The sequence below is a fragment of the Hymenobacter properus genome (assembly GCF_015694735.1).
Taxonomy (GTDB): Bacteria; Bacteroidota; Bacteroidia; order Cytophagales; family Hymenobacteraceae; genus Hymenobacter; species Hymenobacter properus.
In genome coordinates this window covers 467637-486433 of the sequence record NZ_JADQDP010000004.1, presented here as the reverse complement: position 1 = coordinate 486433, position 18797 = coordinate 467637, and the positions used below count along the sequence as shown (strand labels likewise).

19 protein-coding genes are annotated in these 18797 nt (G+C 62.2%); 12 read left to right on the top strand and 7 right to left on the bottom strand.

Annotation, left to right across the window (positions count from 1 at the left end; translation table 11 throughout):
* Positions 1-74: 74 nt before the first annotated feature.
* From I2I01_RS18600 to I2I01_RS18565, 8 genes are all read left to right on the top strand, one after another.
* Entirely contained in the window at positions 75-1211 is a 1137-nt protein-coding gene (locus I2I01_RS18600) for a TlpA disulfide reductase family protein (protein WP_196288007.1), read from the top strand.
* A gap of 338 nt (positions 1212-1549) precedes the next feature.
* A complete protein-coding gene (kdpF, locus tag I2I01_RS23695; protein WP_394369287.1) occupies positions 1550-1630 on the top strand; it encodes a K(+)-transporting ATPase subunit F in 81 nt (26 codons plus the stop codon).
* 153 nt (positions 1631-1783) lie between these two features.
* A complete protein-coding gene (gene kdpA, locus I2I01_RS18590; protein ID WP_196288005.1) occupies positions 1784-3484 on the top strand; it encodes a potassium-transporting ATPase subunit KdpA in 1701 nt (566 codons plus the stop codon).
* 126 nt (positions 3485-3610) lie between these two features.
* Positions 3611-5656 carry a potassium-transporting ATPase subunit KdpB gene (gene kdpB / locus I2I01_RS18585; RefSeq protein ID WP_196288004.1) on the top strand — a complete coding sequence of 682 codons (2046 nt, stop codon included), beginning with the start codon at positions 3611-3613 and terminating at the stop codon, positions 5654-5656.
* 141 nt (positions 5657-5797) lie between these two features.
* Positions 5798-6358, top strand: coding sequence for a potassium-transporting ATPase subunit KdpC (kdpC, locus tag I2I01_RS18580; RefSeq protein WP_196288003.1), 561 nt, complete (start codon positions 5798-5800; stop codon positions 6356-6358).
* A 97-nt stretch (positions 6359-6455) separates the two neighbouring features.
* The gene (locus I2I01_RS18575) at positions 6456-7595 is read left to right on the top strand and encodes a porin (protein WP_196288002.1); all 1140 of its coding nucleotides are present in this window, start codon (positions 6456-6458) and stop codon (positions 7593-7595) included.
* 183 nt (positions 7596-7778) lie between these two features.
* Complete coding sequence (locus I2I01_RS18570) at positions 7779-8939, top strand: sensor protein KdpD (protein ID WP_196288001.1); 1161 nt, start codon at positions 7779-7781, stop codon at positions 8937-8939.
* A gap of 153 nt (positions 8940-9092) precedes the next feature.
* The gene (locus I2I01_RS18565) at positions 9093-10889 is read left to right on the top strand and encodes a HAMP domain-containing sensor histidine kinase (protein WP_196288000.1); all 1797 of its coding nucleotides are present in this window, start codon (positions 9093-9095) and stop codon (positions 10887-10889) included.
* A 142-nt stretch (positions 10890-11031) separates the two neighbouring features.
* Here I2I01_RS18565 and I2I01_RS18560 read toward each other — a convergent pair whose 3' ends face one another.
* The 4 genes from I2I01_RS18560 to I2I01_RS18545 form a co-directional block, all read right to left on the bottom strand.
* On the bottom strand, positions 11032-11409 hold the full coding sequence (locus I2I01_RS18560; protein WP_196287999.1) for a VOC family protein: 378 nt from the start codon (positions 11407-11409) through the stop codon (positions 11032-11034).
* A gap of 6 nt (positions 11410-11415) precedes the next feature.
* A complete protein-coding gene (locus tag I2I01_RS18555) occupies positions 11416-11949 on the bottom strand; it encodes a dihydrofolate reductase family protein (RefSeq protein ID WP_196287998.1) in 534 nt (177 codons plus the stop codon).
* Positions 11946-12404 carry a VOC family protein gene (locus I2I01_RS18550; protein WP_196287997.1) on the bottom strand — a complete coding sequence of 153 codons (459 nt, stop codon included), beginning with the start codon at positions 12402-12404 and terminating at the stop codon, positions 11946-11948. The genes I2I01_RS18555 and I2I01_RS18550 overlap by 4 nt, the downstream gene beginning before the upstream one ends.
* A gap of 105 nt (positions 12405-12509) precedes the next feature.
* Positions 12510-12947, bottom strand: coding sequence for a DoxX family protein (locus I2I01_RS18545; protein WP_196287996.1), 438 nt, complete (start codon positions 12945-12947; stop codon positions 12510-12512).
* Between the two features lie 168 nt (positions 12948-13115).
* On the opposite strand from I2I01_RS18545, the gene I2I01_RS18540 reads away from it, so the two are divergent.
* Positions 13116-14105 (top strand): GlxA family transcriptional regulator, encoded by a 990-nt coding sequence (locus I2I01_RS18540; RefSeq protein ID WP_196287995.1) that lies wholly within the window; start codon positions 13116-13118, stop codon positions 14103-14105.
* Positions 14106-14225: 120 nt separating this feature from the next.
* Here I2I01_RS18540 and I2I01_RS18535 read toward each other — a convergent pair whose 3' ends face one another.
* Positions 14226-14681, bottom strand: a complete 456-nt coding sequence (locus tag I2I01_RS18535) for a hypothetical protein (protein WP_196287994.1) — start codon at positions 14679-14681, stop codon at positions 14226-14228.
* 596 nt (positions 14682-15277) lie between these two features.
* On the opposite strand from I2I01_RS18535, the gene I2I01_RS18530 reads away from it, so the two are divergent.
* Positions 15278-16519 (top strand): serpin family protein, encoded by a 1242-nt coding sequence (locus I2I01_RS18530; RefSeq protein WP_196287993.1) that lies wholly within the window; start codon positions 15278-15280, stop codon positions 16517-16519.
* Positions 16520-16633: 114 nt separating this feature from the next.
* On the opposite strand, the gene I2I01_RS18525 is transcribed toward I2I01_RS18530, so the two are convergent.
* Positions 16634-17053, bottom strand: coding sequence for a response regulator (locus I2I01_RS18525; RefSeq protein WP_196287992.1), 420 nt, complete (start codon positions 17051-17053; stop codon positions 16634-16636).
* 218 nt (positions 17054-17271) lie between these two features.
* Positions 17272-17634 carry a glyoxalase superfamily protein gene (locus I2I01_RS18520; RefSeq protein WP_196287991.1) on the bottom strand — a complete coding sequence of 121 codons (363 nt, stop codon included), beginning with the start codon at positions 17632-17634 and terminating at the stop codon, positions 17272-17274.
* Between the two features lie 134 nt (positions 17635-17768).
* Here I2I01_RS18520 and I2I01_RS18515 point away from each other — a divergent pair, with 134 nt between their 5' ends.
* Together I2I01_RS18515 and I2I01_RS18510 are read left to right on the top strand one after the other, a co-directional pair.
* On the top strand, positions 17769-18140 hold the full coding sequence (locus I2I01_RS18515) for a hypothetical protein (RefSeq protein ID WP_196287990.1): 372 nt from the start codon (positions 17769-17771) through the stop codon (positions 18138-18140).
* Between the two features lie 151 nt (positions 18141-18291).
* Positions 18292-18642 carry a DUF3140 domain-containing protein gene (locus I2I01_RS18510; protein ID WP_196287989.1) on the top strand — a complete coding sequence of 117 codons (351 nt, stop codon included), beginning with the start codon at positions 18292-18294 and terminating at the stop codon, positions 18640-18642.
* Positions 18643-18797: the final 155 nt, after the last annotated feature.

The following is an 18797-nucleotide window of genomic DNA, read 5'->3' as shown; positions in this document are numbered from 1 at the left end:
AGGTAGTTGAACGTTAGCGCTCTGTTCGGCGGCCTGTTCGCTCTGTACACATTTCACCTCCATCCTTCGCTTTCATGAAAAAGACTCTACTAGCTGCGCTGCTGGCCCTGCCGTGCCTGGCCCAAGCGCAAACCCCAGCGCCGTTTTCTTACACCATTAAAGGGAAATTGGGCAGCCTGAATGCACCGGCGAAGCTGTACCTTGTGCGGGGTATGCAAATAGCCGATTCGGCGACGCTGAAAAACGGCGCGTTTGAGATGAGAGGTACCGCCGACGCCCCCGTTACCGCCGACCTGGTGTTTCGCCGCAAAGGCCGATTGACTACCTTGTTTGGGCCGATGGGCGACCGGGCCCGCATCTTCCTAGAGCCCGGCACGCTGGCCATCACCAGCCCCGATTCGCTGGCGCACGCCACCTTCAAGGGCGGTCTCGCTATGGCCGACTACCTCCGACTAACGGCGGCCGTGCAGCCGGTAATGGACCGCATGAAAGCCGCTGGGGCCGAAAACCGGAAAGCCACTGAAGCGGAGCGCAACGACCCCGCGTTTAGGGAGCGTATGCAGGCCCAATTTGAAGGTTTCAGCAAGGAGATGACGCAGGGTTACTATAAATTCATCAAAGCCAACCCTAACTCCTGGGCAAGTCTGGATGCTCTGTTGGGATTGCGCAGCATGGAAGTGCCCCAGTATGCCACCGTGGGCCCGCTTTACGAGGCGCTAAGCCCGGCACTGAAAAACAGCCCGCAAGGGCATGAATATGGCGAAATAGTGCAGGGCCTGAAGGAAACGGCCGTTGGGCAGCCGGCTCCGGCCTTCAGCCAGAAAACCCCCGATGGCAAAACCGTGAGTTTGGCCGACTACCGCGGCAAGTACGTGCTGGTTGACTTCTGGGCCAGCTGGTGCGGTCCTTGCCGTGCTGAAAATCCGAATGTAACCAAGGTGTACAACGAGTTCAAGGGCCGCAATTTTGATATCTTGGGCGTGTCGCTCGACGACGAAAAAGGCCGGGCCAAATGGCTGAAAGCGGTAGAAGACGACCACCTCGCCTGGACGCAGGTGTCGGACCTGAAGGGCTGGCAGAACGAGGCTGCCCAGCGCTACCACGTGCGCGCCATCCCGCAGAATTTTTTGGTTGACCCCACCGGTAAAATTGTAGCCGCTAACCTGCGCGGCGAGGAGTTGAAAACGACACTGGCGAAGCTGATAAAGTAGCTCATCGCCGCCGGCTCCTGAGCCGCTGCTGACACTTAAGAAACCGGGTTATTCTGACCGCCGCACCGGGTCAGAATGACCCGGTTTCTTGCGTTCGGGGTATTTGTGAATTGATTATTTTAAAAAATTACTATCTGATTAACAAAGAATTGTATTGGCAAAGACAGCCGACCGGAGACTTCGGGCCGGCGTTGGCAATGGCCTGCGCAACCAATTATTCAACCTCGGTATGCCCCCTCTGCTGCTTGCCCCCATTCTGTCCGCCGCCGGCCTTGGCTGCTTCTGGCTCTTCTACAAATCGGTGGACTTTTTCGACCACATCTAATCCCCTTATCGCCATGATGACCGCTTTGCTTGTGCTCTCCATGACCACGTTCGCCTACCTCTGCTACGTGCTGCTGAAACCTGAGAAATTCTGATTGAACAATCCCAGACCGTCATGCTGAGCGAAGTCGAAGCATCTCTACCTCATTAGTAATCAGAGCTGACCCAACGAAGCGGTAGAGATGCTTCGACTACGGCTACGCCACCGCTCAGCATGACGGTCTGAGCTCCCAATTATCCCCTACAAAATGAACAAAGAACTTCTCGGCCTCCTCGTCATCTTCGGCAGCACCATGCTGCTGCCGCTGCCGCTGGGCCGCTACCTGGCCACCGTGTACCGGGGCAACAAGAGCTGGACCGATTTCCTGGCGCCGCTGGAGCGTCTGCTGTTTCGGGCCGCTGGCATCGACGCCAACCGGGGCATGACCTGGCAGCAGCACCTCGTGGCCCTGCTCACCATCAACCTGGCCTGGTTCCTGTGGGCCATACTGGTGTTTTGCCTGCAAGGCAGCCTGCCGCTCAACCCCGACCACAACCCGAGCATGACGCCCGACCAAGCGTTCAACACGGCCATCTCCTTCCTGGTGAACTGCAACCTACAGCACTACTCGGGCGAGTCGGGCGCCACGTACTTCTCGCAACTGTTCGCCATCACTTTTTTGCAATTTGTGACGGCCGCCACCGGCATGGCCGCCTGCGTGGTCGTTTTCAACGCCCTGAAAGAAGGCACCACCGAGAAGCTGGGCAACTTCTACAACTACTTCGTGAAGAGCATCACCCGGGTGCTGCTGCCCATTGCCACGGCGGTGGCGCTGGTGCTGGTGTTCCAGGGCACGCCCATGAACTGGGGCGGCAAAGCCAGCATCGTGACGATGCAGGGCGACTCGGTGAGCGTGAGCCGCGGCCCGGCCGCCGCCATGATTGCCATCAAGGAGCTGGGCACCAACGGCGGCGGCTTCTTCGGGGCCAACTCGGCCCACCCGCTCGAAAACCCCACTTACCTGACCAACGCGGTGGAAAACTTCGCGCTGGTGCTCATTCCACTGGCCATGGTATTTGCCTTCGGGTATTACCTGAAGCGGCCCAAGCTCTCCTACATGGTGATGGGCGTGATGACAGTGGGTTGCCTGATGCTACTGGCGCCCACGGTGTACTATGAGATGCACGGCAACCCCGCCATCGCCCATATAGGAGCCGACCAGCGCTTGGGGGCCATGGAAGGCAAGGAAGTACGCTTCGGCGCGGCGGCCTCGGCCTACTGGGGCATCACCAACACGGTGATTTCCTGCGGCTCGGTGAACTCCATGCACGATTCGCACATGCCCATCTCGGGCATGGCCGAATTGCTGGGCATGATGACCAATGCCTTCTATGGCGGCGTGGGCGTAGGCTTCCTCAACTTCTTCGTGTTCGTCATCATTGCCGTGTTCATTTCGGGGCTGATGGTGGGGCGCACCCCGGAGCTACTGGGCAAGAAGATTGAGGCGCGGGAGATGAAAATTGCCGTCATCGTGGCCCTGCTGCACCCGCTGCTCATCCTGGCCGGCACGGCCATGTCGGCCCACCTCTACGCCGGCAACCCCACCGAGTACGCCGGCTGGCTGGCCAACCCCGGCTACCACGGCTTCTCCGAGATGCTGTATGAGTTTACGTCCTCGGCCGCCAACAATGGCTCGGGCTTCGAGGGCCTCGGCGACAACACGCCCTGGTGGAACATCAGCACCGGCCTCGTGATGATACTGGCCCGCTACCTGCCCATCATCGGCCCGGTGGCCATTGCCGGCCTGCTGGCCCGCAAGAAATTCATCCCCGAAAGCGCCGGCACCCTGCGCGTCGACACGGCCACCTTCGGCGTGATGGTCTTCTTCGTGATTTGGATTATAGCCGCGCTGGCCTTCTTCCCCGCCCTGGCGTTGGGGCCGCTGGCCGAACATTTTACGCTGTATTAACCTCAATCATCTGTCATCCTGAGCGCAGCGAAGGACCTTATCAAGGCTGCACTCATCAATATGACTAACCCTTGCGGCGCGGACGTGATAAGGTCCTTCGCTGCGCTCAGGATGACAAATCAAGCCATGGCTTCCCAATCCCAATCCCTCTTTCAACCCGCGCTGGTCCGCGAAGCCGTCGGCCAGGCCTTCGTCAAGCTCGACCCGCGCACCATGTTCCGCAACCCGGTGATGTTCACCGTGGAAATCGGCACGGTGGTGATGTTCTTCGTCACCCTCGGGCTGTTGTTCAAGCCCGACGCGGCGCAGGGCAGCTTCGGCTACAACTGCACGGTGTTCGTTGTGCTGTTCCTGACCCTGCTCTTCGCCAACTTCGCCGAGGCCATTGCCGAAGCACGCGGCAAGGCCCAAGCCGATTCACTGCGCAAAACCCGGCAGGATACGCCCGCCAACGTGCGCCTCGACAACGGCCAGATGCAGCAAATCAGCTCGGCCCAGCTCCAGAAAGGCCAGATTTTCGTGGTCGAGGCCGGCGAGATTATCCCCACCGACGGCGAGATTATCGAAGGACTGGCTACCATCGACGAATCGGCCATTACCGGCGAGTCGGCGCCGGTGATTCGGGAAGCCGGCGGCGATAAATCCAGCGTGACGGGTGGCACCAAGGTGCTCAGTGACCGCATCGTGGTGCAGGTGACCACGGCCCCCGGCGAGTCGTTTCTCGACAAGATGATTGCGCTGGTAGAAGGCGCCTCGCGGCAGAAAACGCCCAACGAAATCGCCCTCACCATCCTGCTGGCCGGTTTCACGCTGGTGTTCGTGATTGTGTGCGTAACGCTGCAGCCCTTCGCCGAATACTCGCACACGCCCATTGCGGTGGCTTCGTTTATCGCGCTGTTTGTGTGTTTGATTCCGACCACCATCGGCGGGCTGCTTTCGGCCATCGGCATCGCGGGCATGGACCGGGCGCTGCGGGCCAACGTCATCACTAAAAGCGGCAAGGCCGTAGAAACGGCCGGCGACGTGGACGTGCTCTTGCTCGACAAAACCGGCACCATCACCATTGGCAACCGCAAGGCCACGCACTTCTGGCCCGCGCCGGGCGTGCCCATGCCGCAGTTCGTGGAGGCGGCCACCATCAGCTCGCTCACCGATGAAACGCCCGAGGGCAAAAGCATCGTGGAGCTGGCGCGCGACAACAAGGTGGACCCCGCGCAGCTGCAAAGCCGCCTGGCTGGGGCCGAGCTTATCAAGTTCACGGCCGAAACCCGCAGCAGCGGCGTGACGCTGGCCGGCGGCACCCGCCTGCGCAAAGGCGCGGCCGACGCCATGCGCCGCCTGGCCGAAGCCGCCGGCCAAACCTACCCCGGCGAGGTGGCCGAGCGGGTGCAAACCGTGGCTAAGAACGGCGGCACCCCGCTGGTGCTGAGCGAAAACGACCGGGTGTTGGGAGTGGTGGAACTGCAGGACATCATCAAGCCCGGCATTCAGGAGCGGTTTGCGCGGCTGCGGGCCATGGGCATCAAAACGGTGATGGTGACCGGCGACAACCCGCTCACCGCGAAATTCATCGCCGAAAAAGCCGGCGTCGACGACTTCATTGCCGAAGCCAAGCCGGAGGACAAGATGCAGTACATCCGGGCCGAGCAGCACCAGGGCAAGCTGGTGGCCATGATGGGCGACGGCACCAACGACGCTCCCGCCCTGGCCCAGGCCGACGTGGGCGTGGCCATGAACTCGGGCACGCAGGCCGCCAAGGAAGCCGGCAACATGGTCGACCTCGACAACGACCCCACCAAGCTCATCGAGGTGGTGGAAATCGGCAAACAGCTGCTGATGACGCGCGGCACGCTCACCACGTTCAGCATCGCCAACGACGTGGCCAAGTACTTCGCCATCGTGCCGGCGCTGTTCATGGTGGCCATACCGGCCTTGGGTGCCCTCAATGTGATGGGCTTGAAGTCGCCACAGTCAGCCATTCTCTCGGCCGTGATTTTCAACGCCATCATCATCCCGGCCCTGGTGCCGCTGGCGCTGAAAGGCGTGGCCTACAAACCGGTGGGCGCCTCGGCCCTATTGCGCCGCAACCTGCTGATTTACGGCCTGGGCGGGGTGGTTGTGCCCTTCATCGGGATTAAGGTGCTGGACTTGATTGTAGGGGCGTTTTTGTAAGAATGATAGTAGCAAATAAGGCCGTCATGCCGAGCGCAGCCGAGGCATCTCGCGTGCCGAAGTAATCAAAACCGCGTGAACGAAGCGAGCGAGATGCCTCGGCTGCGCTCGGCATGACGGTCTAAAAAAACTCCAACCCCCATGAAAACCCAACTCCTTCCCGCTCTGCGCCTCACCCTGGTAATGCTAGTGCTGTGCTGCGGCCTGTACCCGGCCCTCATTACCGCCGCCGCGCAACTGGCACCCGGCCACGGCGAGGGCGAGCAAATCTCGAAAAACGGCCGCGTGGTGGGCTTCGCCAACGTGGGCCAGAAGTTCGACAAGCCCGAGTATTTCAACTCTCGTCCCTCGGCCGTGGACTACCACGCTGACGCCAGCGCCGGTTCGAACAAAGGCCCTAGCAACCCCGAATACCTGGCCGCCGTGAAAGCCCGGCTCGATACCTTTTTGCTCGAAAACCCCGGTGTGCGCGCCGCCGACGTGCCGGCCGAGTTGATTACAGCCAGCGGCTCGGGCCTCGACCCGCACCTGTCGCCGGCCGGGGCGCTGGTGCAGGTGCCCCGCGTGGCCCGCGCCCGCCGGCTAGATGCCGCCCGCGTGACCGCGCTGGTGCGCGCGCAAACCGAAACCAACCCCCTCGGCCCCGACCGCGTGAATGTGCTGAAGCTGAACCTGGCGCTGGACGCGCTAGTAGGTAATTAATAGCCGAGGTTAACCCACGATATAGTGACCTTGCCGCTACGGCTCGCGTAACTCTTCTCTTATTTCTTTGGCCGCGCCCGATGCTGGCCAGCTTTCCATGAAAAACCTGCTAATTCTGCCGCTCGTGGCTTTGAGCATGCGCGCCGCCCTGGCCCAAACGGCCCCCACCACTCCCGACCCGGCCTTGGCCGTGCCGCCACCCGCCGCCCCGGCCCCGCCGGCCCCCGCACCCGGCCCGCTCAGTACCTACGGCTTCGTGGATGCCTACTACGGCTACGATTTCAACCACGCCAACGGCAACAACCGGCAGGCCTTCCTTTACTCGCACGGCCGCCAGAACGAGTTCACCATCAACCAGGCCCTCATCGGCCTGCGCTACGACGATGGCCGCGTGCGCGGCGCGCTGGGCCTGCACGCCGGCACTTACGTGAGTGCCAACTACGCCAACGAGGACCCGGTGCTCCGGCACGTGTACGAGGCCTACGCGGGCTTCCGGCCCTTCGCCAAAGCCTGGCTGGACATGGGCATTTTCGGCTCGCACATCGGTTTCGAGTCGGCCATTTCGAAAGACAACTGGACGCTGACGCGGTCCGTGATGGCCGAGAATTCGCCCTACTACGAAAGCGGCGCGCGCTTCACCTACGAGGTGAGCCCCAAGCTGACGCTGACCGGACTGGTGCTGAACGGCTGGCAAAACATCCGCGAAACCAACCAGGCCAAAGCCCTCGGCACCCAGATTCAGTGGAAGCCCTCGGATAAAATTCTTATCAACAGTAGCACCTTCTACGGCAACGAGCAACCCCAGGACTCGCTCATTCGCCGCCGCTTCTTCCACGACTTCTACCTTACCTACGCCGCTTCCGAGCACACCAGCCTAGCGGTAGTGTTCGATGTGGGCAAGCAGCGCGGCGTGGGCCGCGAGAAGTACGATACCTGGCACACGGGGGCCGTTTTCATCAAGCAGAAGCTGGCAGATAAGCTCTCGGCCACGCTGCGTGGCGAGTACTACTACGCCGAACGCGGCATTATCATTCGCAGCATCATGCCCCGGGCGCTGGACCAGGATTTCCGGGTAGCCGGCGGCTCGCTCAACCTCGACTACGCTCCGGGCGCCAACGTGCTGTTTCGGGTAGAAGGGCGGTATTTGAACGGGATGCGGGGCGTGTTTGCCCGCGCCGACAACGCCGACAACCGCAGCTACGGCAACGTGACGACGAGCCTGGCGCTGTCGTTTTAGTCTCCTGTCATGGCGAGGCCGCAGGCCGTGGCAATTTGTCCTCTCAATGTGACAAGCCCTGAATTGTGATGAAGCCTTTGAAAGCACGTTCGATAAAACTTGTCACATTGTTAGGTTAGTCGCTAAGAACAGGACGGATTGCTTCGCTGCGCTCGCAATGACAAACCCCAAACCATGAACCCCATGCAGCCCGACCCCCGCGACCAATCCGCCGAGCGGTTCCTGCGTCTGGTGCAGGCCAAGCGGCGCGGCACGCTCAAGGTGTACCTAGGGCTGGCCGCGGGCGTGGGCAAAACCTTCCGCCTGCTGCAGGAAGCCCACGAGCTGCGCCAGCACGGCGTGGACGTATTGCTCGGCTACATCGAAACCCACGGCCGCCCCGGTACGGTGGCCGAATTGAAAGACCTGCCACTGCTGCCGCGCAAGCAGCTATTCTACAAAGGGCGGGCGCTGGAGGAAATGGATTTGGACGGCATCGTGCAGCGTCGGCCGCAAGTCGTTGTTGTGGATGAGCTGGCGCATTCCAACGTGCCCGGCTCGCGCCACGAAAAGCGCTGGCAGGATGTGGAATACCTCGTGGCGCAGGGCATCTCGGTGATTACGGCCGTGAACGTGCAGCACCTCGAAAGCCTGCACGACCAGGTGCTGCGCATCACGGGAACCGACGTGACCGAGCGCATCCCCGACCAGCTCCTCAAGCAGGCCGATGAGGTGGTGAATGTGGACCTGACCGTGGGCGAGTTGCGCACCCGCCTCGAGGAAGGCAAAATTTACGACCCCGCCAAGGTGCCCACCGCGCTGGCCAACTTCTTCCAGGCCGAAAACCTGCTGCAGCTGCGGCGGCTGGCGGTGCGCGAAGTGGCCCAGTTGCTGAGCCGCCAAGTGGAATCCGACGCCGGGGGCGCGCCCGCCGTGGCCGCGCCGCGCCGCAACGACGACCGCCTGCTGGCTTGCATCAATTCAAACAGCCAGGCTGCCAAAGAAATAATCCGCAAGACCTCGCGGCTGGCCGACCGGTTTTCGGCCGCTGCCTGGTACGTGCTCTATGTGCAAACCGGCCGCGAAACCGCCGACCGCATCGGTCTGGCCACCCAGCGCCACTTGCTCAACAACCTGCAGCTGGCCACCGAGCTAGGTGCCCAGATTCTGCGGGTGAAGGACGACGACGTGGTGGGCGCTATCCGTCGGGTGGCACAGGAGAAAAACGCCACGCTGCTGGTCTGCGGCATCACCCGCGAAAAGGGCCTATGGGAGCAGCTAAGCCGCCGCGGCGTGACGGCGGATTTGCTCCGCGCCGTGGCCGATGATGGGCGGGACGTGGACGTGTATTTGGTGACGTATTGAGCCGCGATGAATAAAATCAGAACGTCATGCCGAGCGCAGCCGAGGCATCTCGCGTGCGCAACGCATCCAATCGGCCCAACGATTTTAATTACTGCCGCACGCGAGATGCCTCGGCTGCGCTCGGCATGACGCCCTTCTAGACCGTTCAACTCCATGAACCTCAAAACCAAAATCACCACCGGTTTCTTGGCCATGCTGCTGCTGGTGCTCAGCATCGGGGGCTACGCGTACTACTCGTTGCGCCAGCTCGACCGCAGCTCGCGCGATGTACTCAAGGCCAACCTCTACTCGATAGAGCTGGGCCAGCGCATGCTCAAAAGCCTCGACCAGCTGGCCCGAAAGCCGCTGGCCGACACGGCCGGCACGGCGGCCTTCGTAGCGGCTCTGCAAGAGGAATCCCGCAACGTGACCGAACCCGGCGAGCAGCAGGTGGTGAGCGACTTGCAGCGCCTGACGCAGCAGCTGCAGCAGCACCAGCAGCAGGCGCAGGGCGCCACCAAGGCAGGGCAGGCCAGCCCGTTGGGCATCGAGGCTGAACCGTACCAGTTGGGTGGCCTCACCTATCAGATGATGGCGCTGAATACCGATGCCCTGAACCGCAAAACCGAAGCCGCCAACCTGCGCGCCGACCAGGCCAACCGCAACCTGCTGCTCTTCGCCACGCTGGCCGTGCTGTTGGGCCTGGCTTTGGTAGGCAGTGTGCCCGAAGCCGCGGTGCAGCCCCTGCGCAAGCTCACCGCTGCCCTCGACCACGCCACCGAGCGCAACTTTTCGGCCAGCATCCCGCAGGAAAGCCACGATGAATTCGGCCAGGTGGCCCGGGCCTTCAACCGCATGCTGGGCCAGCTGCGCGAGTACCGCACCTCCACCGCCGCCGAGCTTATCACGGAGCGCAACCGCGCCGCCAGCATCGTGAACACGCTGGACGAGGGTCTGCTGCTGCTCGATGAAAACCGCACCATTTTGCTGGCCAACCCCGTGCTGTGCGAGCTGCTGGGTATGCCCCCCGAAAAGCTGCTGGGCCGCCCCGCCGCCACCGTGCGCCTCGAAAATGACTTGTTCCAGGCCATGCTTCGGCCGCTGGACGCGCCCAACCGCGAAGCCGCTGTGGCCGAAGCGCCGCTGCTGCATATCAGTCAGCGCGGCGAGGAAGCCTTTTATCAGTTAGCCGTGCAGGACCTGGTGTCTTTCAACGAAGCCACCGAGAAAACCGAGTTTGTGGGCCACATCCTCACGCTGCGCAACGTGTCCGATTTCAAGAAGCTTGACCAGGTAAAGTCGAACTTCCTGGCCACCGTGAGCCACGAGCTTAAAACGCCGCTTTCCAGCATCAACCTCAATACCAAACTGCTGCAAGACGAGCGCCTGCCCGCCGACGAGCGCCAGCGCATCACCGGCTACATCCGCCACGAAACCCAGCGCCTGCAGCGCATGGTGGCTGAATTACTCGACGTGTCGCGCCTCGATGCGGGCGCAGGCATTCAGCTTGATGTGGAGCCCACTAACCTGGCCGATGTGGTGAGTTTCGCCACCGCCACCGTGCAGCCGCAGCTGCACGACAAGCAGCTGCGGCTGGAATTCCATCAGCCCCCGCGCCTGCCCGAGGTGCGCGCCGACGTGGAAAAGACCACCTGGGTGCTCATCAATTTGCTGGCCAACGCCATCCGCTACTCGCCGGTGGGGGCGGCCCTCACGGTGCGGGTGGCAGTGGCCGGCGCCTTCGTGCGGGTGAGCGTGCAGGACCACGGCCCCGGCATCGCGCCCGAGCACCACGACCGCATCTTCCAGCGTTTCGCCCAGCTGCCCGACAAAACCGGCTACCGCGGCGGCTCGGGCCTGGGCCTGAGCATTGCCCGCGAGTTCATCGCCACGCAAGGGGGCCGGCTGTGGGTGGAAAGTGAGTTGGGCAGCGGCAGCACCTTCAGCTTCACGCTGCCGGCGGTGGCTTGAGTTTAGTTAGTTGAAAATATAAACGGTCATGCTGAGCGCAGTCGAAGCATCTCTACCGCAACACTATTCCTGTCGATTGGGATTAGTTGTGCGGTAGAGATGCTTCGACTGCGCTCAGCATGACCGTATTCTTGACTTTCTGTTACTTCCGGCCTGGAATCTCCTGCAAGGTCCAGGTATTGCCGTCGGGGTCTTTGAAAGCGGAAAACTTGATGCCGCCCATGTCCTGAACCGCCCCCATCGGCACGCCCCGGCCGGCCAGTTCGGCGCGGGCGGCCACGATGTCGGCTACCACCAGGTGCAGGCCGCGCAGCGAGCCCGCTGGCATGGCCAGGCCCGCTAGGCCCTCGGCCAGCACAATGGAGCAACCCGAGCCGGGCGGCGTGAGCTGCACCACCCGTACCGGGCCGCCGGGCCGCACGTCGTGGTCGAGCCGGAAGCCGACTTGCTGGGTGTAGAATTGCTTGGCGCGGTCGATGTCGGCTACCGGCACGGGAATGAGTTCTAGTTTCAGGTCCATAAAAACTTAGGCAGTGGCCGATTGGTAGGTGAGCACCAGCACGCCCGTGCTGGTAGTATGCGACGATTTTAGCTTGAAGTTCGTCGGCGCTTCGGCAAACAGGCGCTTGCCGCTGCCCAGCACCACCGGAAACACCATGAGGCGGTATTCGTCAATCAGGCTGTGCTGGCGCAGGTATTCCACCAGTTGGGCGCTGCCGTAGATGAGCAGGTTTTGGCCGGGCTCGCGTTTGAGGCGGGCCACGGCGGCGCCCACATTGCCCTCAATGATTTGGGCGTTCCATTCGGCCGTTTGCAGCGTGCGCGAAGCCACGTATTTGGGCAGGCTGTTCATGCGGGCGGCCCCGGGGGCATCGGGCATGTGGGGCCAGGCACCGGCAAAGGCCTCGTAGGTGAGGCGGCCCAGCAACAGGGCGTCGCAGGAGGCCATGAGCTCGCCCTGAAACTCGCCCAGCTCGTCGTTGAAATAGGGCGCCGTCCAGGCCGGGCTTTCCATCACGCCGTCCAGCGTCAGGTATTCGGCGGCTATTACTTTGCTCATAGGTTTTCGGCGCGTTCAAACGTGAGCTGTGCCACGCTCGCAGCCTTGTCGAAATTGAGCATCCACTCCGTACCAAAGCGGTCGATGAGCGTGCCGAACTTGCCGCCCCAGAACATGTCGTTCAAGGGGTCGACGACGGTGCCGCCCTCGCTCAGCGCCGCGTAAAGGGTGTTGATTTCCTCGTCGCTGCTGCAGTTCAGGCACATGGCAATGTTGTTGCCGGGGGCGTAGGGGCTGCGCGGGTCCAGGGCGTCGCAGGCCATGAGCACAAATTGGCCGGTTGTCAGGGTGCCGTGCATAATCTTGTCCTGAGCGTCGGCGGGCATTTGGTCGCACATGGCCGAATCGCCCACGCGCATCAGCTTGAGCTCGCCGCCAAGGCAGCTTTGGTAGAAGGAGAGGGCTTCGCGGCAGGTGCCGTTGGGAAATGCGATGTGGGGGCTGAGGAGTGCCATGGGGTTGGAGGGTTTGGGGTTTGAAAATGGAGGATTCTGAATGAAATTGAAAAGAGAGGAGCAGCCGGGTATGACCTTGCTGCGACAGGATGGCAGTTGGCCCGATTACAGCGCGGCCGCAACCGGCTCAGGAAGCGCTACTTCTGCTTCCGGCGTGCTGGCTGCAAGGCTGCGGCCAATGAGGTAGCGCTTCCAGAGGAAATACAGCCCCAGCACCACCGCCAGCATCACCAGCGCCGGAATGGCGGCCGCCGCACCCATGCCGGCAAACAGCACCGAGGCTGCCGCCCCAGCAAAGTCGAACACGAAGCCTGCGAAAGCCCACTCCTTGAGCGTGCGGTACTTGTTCTGGAGCAGGGCCAGGGCGCCGAGGATTTTGGCCGCCCCCGTGATGTCCATGATAAACACCGGGTAGCCGAGCTGCCGCATGGCGGCCACGCCGTTTTGCTCGTGCAGCAGGCCGGCCACGCCATCGGCCAGCATCATGAGGCAGAAGAGGATGGTGAGCGTCCAATAGAAGCGGGCGGTGGTGCGGAGCGTCATGGCGAAAGTTTTTTTGAGGTGAAAAATGCGGGACCGGCGCGGCAAATGCTAAAAATTTGATTGCCTAACTGGTTTAGCAAAGGTATTAGCAAAGCATAAGGATGCAAGGGGGGTAATTGTGCCCAAATACAGGGTGGAATGCGGCAGCCTGCTGCCTACATTTGGGCTATGAAGCACGTTTCTATTCTGGTGCCGGCCGGCGAGGCGGTGGTAGGCAGCATCGAGGGGCCGCACAAGGTGCTGAGCCAGGTGAATGACTTTCTGGCGGGTGCCGGGCAAGCGCCGGCCTTCCAGATTGAGCTGGTCGGCCTCACCCGCGATAAGACCTTCAACCAGGGCCTGTTCACGCTGCATGCCCACCGCACCATTGCCGAAGACTTCCGCACCGACCTCATCATCATCCCGGCCCCGCACGGCGACCTGGCCGAAGCCGTGGCCCTCAACGCGCCCTTTGTGCCCTGGATACGGCAACAGCACGCGGCCGGCGCCGAAGTGGCCAGCCTGTGCCTGGGCGCGTTCATCCTGGCGGCCACGGGCTTGGTCGACGGCCGCAAGTGCGCCACTCACTGGCTGGCCACCCAGCAGTTTGCGGCCATGTATCCGGCCGTGCAGCTCGTGCCCGAGCAGGTCATCACCGACGAGCAGGGCCTCTACAGCAGCGGCGGGGCCTATTCCTACCTCAACCTAGTGCTCTACCTCATCGAGAAATACGTGAGCCGCGACCTGGCCGTGTGCTGCGCCAAGGTGTTTCAGATTGATTTCGGGCGCCGCAGCCAGTCGCCCTTCGTCATCTTCCAGGGCCAGAAAGACCACGCCGATGCGCCCATCAAAAAGACGCAGGAATTCATCGAGCAGCACTTTGCCGATAAATTGACGGTCGACGACCTGGCCGCGGTGAGCTGCCTGAGCCGCCGCAATTTTGAGCGCCGCTTCAAGAAAGCCACCAGCAACACCGTGGCCGAGTACATCCAGCGCGTGAAAATTGAGGCCGCCAAGATGAGCCTCGAATCGTCGCAGGAAAACGTGAACGAGGTGATGTACTCGGTGGGCTACTCCGACACCAAGGCCTTCCGTACGCTGTTCAAGCGCCTCACGGGTGTGTCGCCGCTGGCCTACCGAGAGCGGTACAGCCGCAAAGCGCCGGCGCTGGCGGCGTAGCAGGTGCCGTAAAAAACGACTCGGCCCCCGGCAGCGCAGTGCAAGGCACTGCGTCGTCGGGGGCCGAATCACATGCGGCGGCGGGCCTCGTCGCTAAGCCCACCGCTTGGATTGGAGCGGTTAGCGGGTGGCCGAGGCCACCACTTCCGGGGTTTGGGCGGGCGTCAGTTCGGGCACCGAGATGGTGGTTTCCTGGCCTTTGCGCACCTCCACGTTGTAGCGGTAGTGCTCGCGGCCCACGCGCAGCATCACGGCGTATTTGCCGGCCGGCACGTCGCGGAAGTTCAGCTGGCTGCCGTAGGAGGGCTTGCGGTTGGTTTCGGTCATCAGGCAGGTATCGTGCGTCAGGCACACCACATCCAGGCGCATGCGGTCCTGCTTGGGGTTTTCAACGGTGAGCCACAGGGCTTGGCCGTCGGCCTGCTTGGCTTTCACCGAGGGGGCATCCTGGGCCAGGGCAGCGCCGGCGGTGCCCAGCACGGCCAGGCCGCCGAGCAGCAAGGCCCGCAGAGCCGAAGTGGAGGTGGTGGCGCCAGTCAGTTGCTGGGCGGGGCGGAGGGAGAAGGAACGTTTCATGGTACTTACAGAAAAAAGGTGAGGATGAAAATTTTGCAGAAAAAGGTGGGGCAGGTAGGAGGAGAAGAGGGGCGGCTTATAGTACTGTGCGACGAACAGTACAAATGTATGGTAGGTACTTTGTAAAGCAAGGTACTGTTTCAATTAAATTACTGTTTTCATATTGTTATGTCCGTTAGTGGTTGATTATCAGCGTGAAAATTTTACTTAAAAATCTTCAATAAGAAGCTTCGTGGTAGGAGAAGCGCGTGGGGGCTGAGGTGGAGGGAGTCAGATTGACGGAAAAAGCCAGGGTAGCGGGAGGCGAGAGTATCAAATCGTAACCGTTGTCCTAAAGATGCGCCGATGGTGCGGCGGGTTGCCTGGGGAGCTTTCGAATGTGGATACCGCCGATGTCGGCGAACGTTACACGCCCGCGAAAACTTTTTTTAGACGCTTCATTATTAGAGGCTGGTTTGGGCTTCAACACGGGTAAAAGAGGCAGAAACAAGCGTTTAGCTGCATAGGCAGGGGCCCAGTGCAACCGGCTGGCCCCACCGCCGGTCAGGCGTACGGGCATTACCTGTTCTGCACACCGTTTAATTTTTTTCTGCTTTATGGTCACCTTCACCCCCAAACCTGCCCTGCTGGGCCTGCTGGCCGGCGCCTTGCTTTTCACCGCTTGCCAGAAGCACGATGTAGCGGCTCCCGACCCCGTGGCCCAGCCCACGCGCCCGCTCACCAGCGCCGAGCGCAGCACGGTGAGCAGCGCCAACGACTTCGCTTTTCAGGCTTTCGACAAGCTGCGCACGGCCGCCCCGGCCGATAACATGTGCATTTCGCCGCTGAGCATTTCGGCCGCCATCACCATGGCCTACAACGGCGCCGACGGCAGCACCAAGGCCGCCATGAAGCAAACGCTGGGCTTCCAGCCGCTCACCGATGTCGAAATCAACGAGGCTTACCAAAGCCTGTTTGCGCTGCTGGGCGGGCTCGACCCACAGGTGACTTTTACCACGGGCAACTCTATTTGGTATGGGCAGCAGTACCGGCTGCAGGCGCCGTTTGTGCAGGCCAACCAGCAGTATTTCGGCGCCACGGTGCGGCCCGTCACGTTTGGCGTGCCGGCTACGACCACGACAATCAACGATTGGGTGAATACCCAAACGCGCGGGAAGATTTCCACCATCCTCAACAGCACCACGGCCAACGACGTGATGTACCTGATAAACGCCCTCTATTTCAAGGGCGCCTGGACCTACCGCTTCAACCCCCAAAACACCCGCCCGGCCCCCTTTTATCTGGAAAACGGCACTTCGGTCAACGCTGACTTCATGAGCCTGACCACCGGCCGCTACCGCCGCTACCAGGATGCCCAGCAGCAGGTCATCGACCTGCCCTACGGCAACCGCCGCTTCAGCATGACGTTTGTGGTGCCGCAGGGGCAAAGCACGCTCGCCAGTGTGGCCAGCCGCCTCACCCGCACCCAACTCAGCACCTGGCTGGCGGCGGCCGACTCGACCGGCCTGGAGCTGCGCGTGCCCAAGTTCAAGTTTGCCTACGAAAACCAGCTGAACGACATGCTCAAGCAGTTGGGCATGAGCGAGGCGTTTACGCCCCAGGCCAACTTCAGCCGCATGCTCGACGGCGGCCCCAGCACCTTATTCATCAGCGAGGTGAAGCACAAGACCTACCTGGAAGTGAACGAGGAAGGCACCGAGGCGGCCGCCGTCACGTCGGTGGGCGCGGTTACCACGTCGGTGCCCTCGCCCACGATGCTCAACCGGCCCTTCCTGTTTCTTATCCGCGAAAAATCGTCGGGCGCTATCTTGTTCATCGGGCAGCTGATGAACCCTTAAGCGGGGCAATAAAAAACGCCTTTGTCATCCTGAGCATTCCGCGTAAAGCAGGATGCTCAGGATGACAAAGGCGCAACAGAAGCGCGACGACTGCGCGCGGCATGACGCCATCCCTCAGCAGGGGCGCTGGCGCTGGTAGTGCAGCTGGAGCAGAGTGTCCACCTTCTCGGCGGTGAGGGGCTTGTTGATGCAGCCGGCAGCCGGCAGGCCGTCGAGGCGGTTGAGGTCGCGCGCATCCATGGAAGTGGTGAGCACCACCACGGTGGTGGCGTGCCGCTGGGCCGGCGAGAGATGCTGAAACGCCTGCAAAAACTCGATGCCGTTCATGATGGGCATTTGAATATCGAGCAGAATCAGGGACGGGTAGCTGGGCTGCGCGCCCTGGCTGGCCTGCTGCAGCACGGCCAGCGCATCCTGGCCATTGGCCGCTACTACGATGTTTTCGGCCACGTCGAGGCGCTTGAGCAGGCGCTCGTTGAGGAAATTATTCGTTGGGTCGTCGTCGACCAGCAACACGCTGGTAAGTTTGGGCATAGCTGTGGCCTACGCGAGACCGCCCGGCCGGGTTCAGGCGCCTGTGGGCAGCCGCACCGTGAAAAGGCTACCCACGCCGGGCGCGCTGCGCACCCCAATGGTGCCAGGGGGCGAAACGACCCGCCCGGGCGCGCGGGCTACAGCTGCTGCTGGGCGGCGGGGGCGACAGGCGAAAGTGCGGGATGTCCGCGCCGGCTGCGTTGTATACGGGCCGTGCGCTACCGCCGCTCCACAAACGTGAGGCGGTTGCCGAAGGGGTCGGTCACGGTCATTTCCAGGGCCGTGGGGTCGTAAAAGGGGGTGTCGAGGCCCGGCCGGTTGTATTTATAGTCCTGGGCCAGGAGCTGCTGATGGAATGCGGCGAGGTGCTCAAAGTCGTCGATGAACACCCGGGCGCCCGGCGAGCAGTCGCCGTGGTGCTCGGAGAGGTGCAGCGTCACGTCGCCGCGGCTGATTTGCAGGTAGGCTGGGCTGTCGGCGGGCCGGTGCTCCCAGTCGAGGTGAAAGCCCAGCCAGTCGAGGTAAAACGTCCGGGCTTTGTCGTAGTCGAAAATGCGAAGGATGGGTTTGACGGTGGCCATCGGCAGCAAGGTGAGGTACGCCGGCAAAAGTAGGCCCACGCGCGGAGTCCCGCGCAACCCCGCTGCTGTCTTGCCGGTCAGGGCTGCGACAGGGGCTGTTGCTCCGCAGGTTTTACCTTTCATTTCGTTGCCATATGCGCCTTTTTCCCCTTTTTCCGGTGGCCGTGCTGGCCGCGGCAGGCCTCCTGACCGGCTGCACCGCCAAAACCGACATAGCGCCCGAAGCGCCCTGCGGCACCTACGCCACCGTGCGCCTGTGCTACGGCATGACGGCCGTGTGTGCCACCGAACACACCACCCTGGAACTGGCCGACGGCACCCGCCTGCACCCCACCGGGCCCCTGTGGGCGGCTTATCAGCCGCATCAAGCCGAAGGGCAGGTGCTCCACATCGGCTATTCGCAAACCAACCCGCCCACCGATGCGGCAGGCAGCGCGCGGGCCAACATCACCTGCCTTGAGGAGGGGCTTCCGCGCTGCCCGCCCATGGCGCATGACGGTAACTAGCACCAGCGCCCCGTGCGTTGGAGCCCCAAGAAGCCCCGTCAGCTACTGACGGGGCTTTTTTATGGCCCACCCCAAGCCGCCGGCAACCCCCTGGCGCGCAGTACAGTATGCTCAACGGTAAGCCTTCCACATTTCAAACCGTTTCAGCATTATGGCCACTGCCAAGCACTCCGAACCCGCCGACGTTTACGCGGCCTTCAAACAAGACGTGAACATGACCGCCAGCGAGCTGGAGAAATGGCTCAAAACCGACGAATCCAAGTCGGTGGGCCAGGACAGCGGCGACGGCCAGAGCATCGGCCACCACTCCGGCGAGCGCATCGTCGAAATACTGCACAAGAAAAAGGCCGACCTCACGCCCGACGACGAGGCCCACATGCACAAGGTGCACAGCTACGTGGCGCGCCACTCGGCTCAGGGCCCGCACCACCAAAAGGACGTGGAAACCTCTGCCTGGCGCTATTCGCTGATGAACTGGGGCCACGACCCGCTGAAAAAGTAGCCCGGCGGGCTGCGCGCAGCGGTTTTCTTGCTGGCGCGTCTTCGCATGCCGACCGGATTTGGTAGGGGAAACATCCAGGCCAGCCGATAATCCGGGCCGGTTCGGCGGTGAAACGCCGGAGAGCAGCCTATGCCCCTGGCTCGTGGCACAGGCGT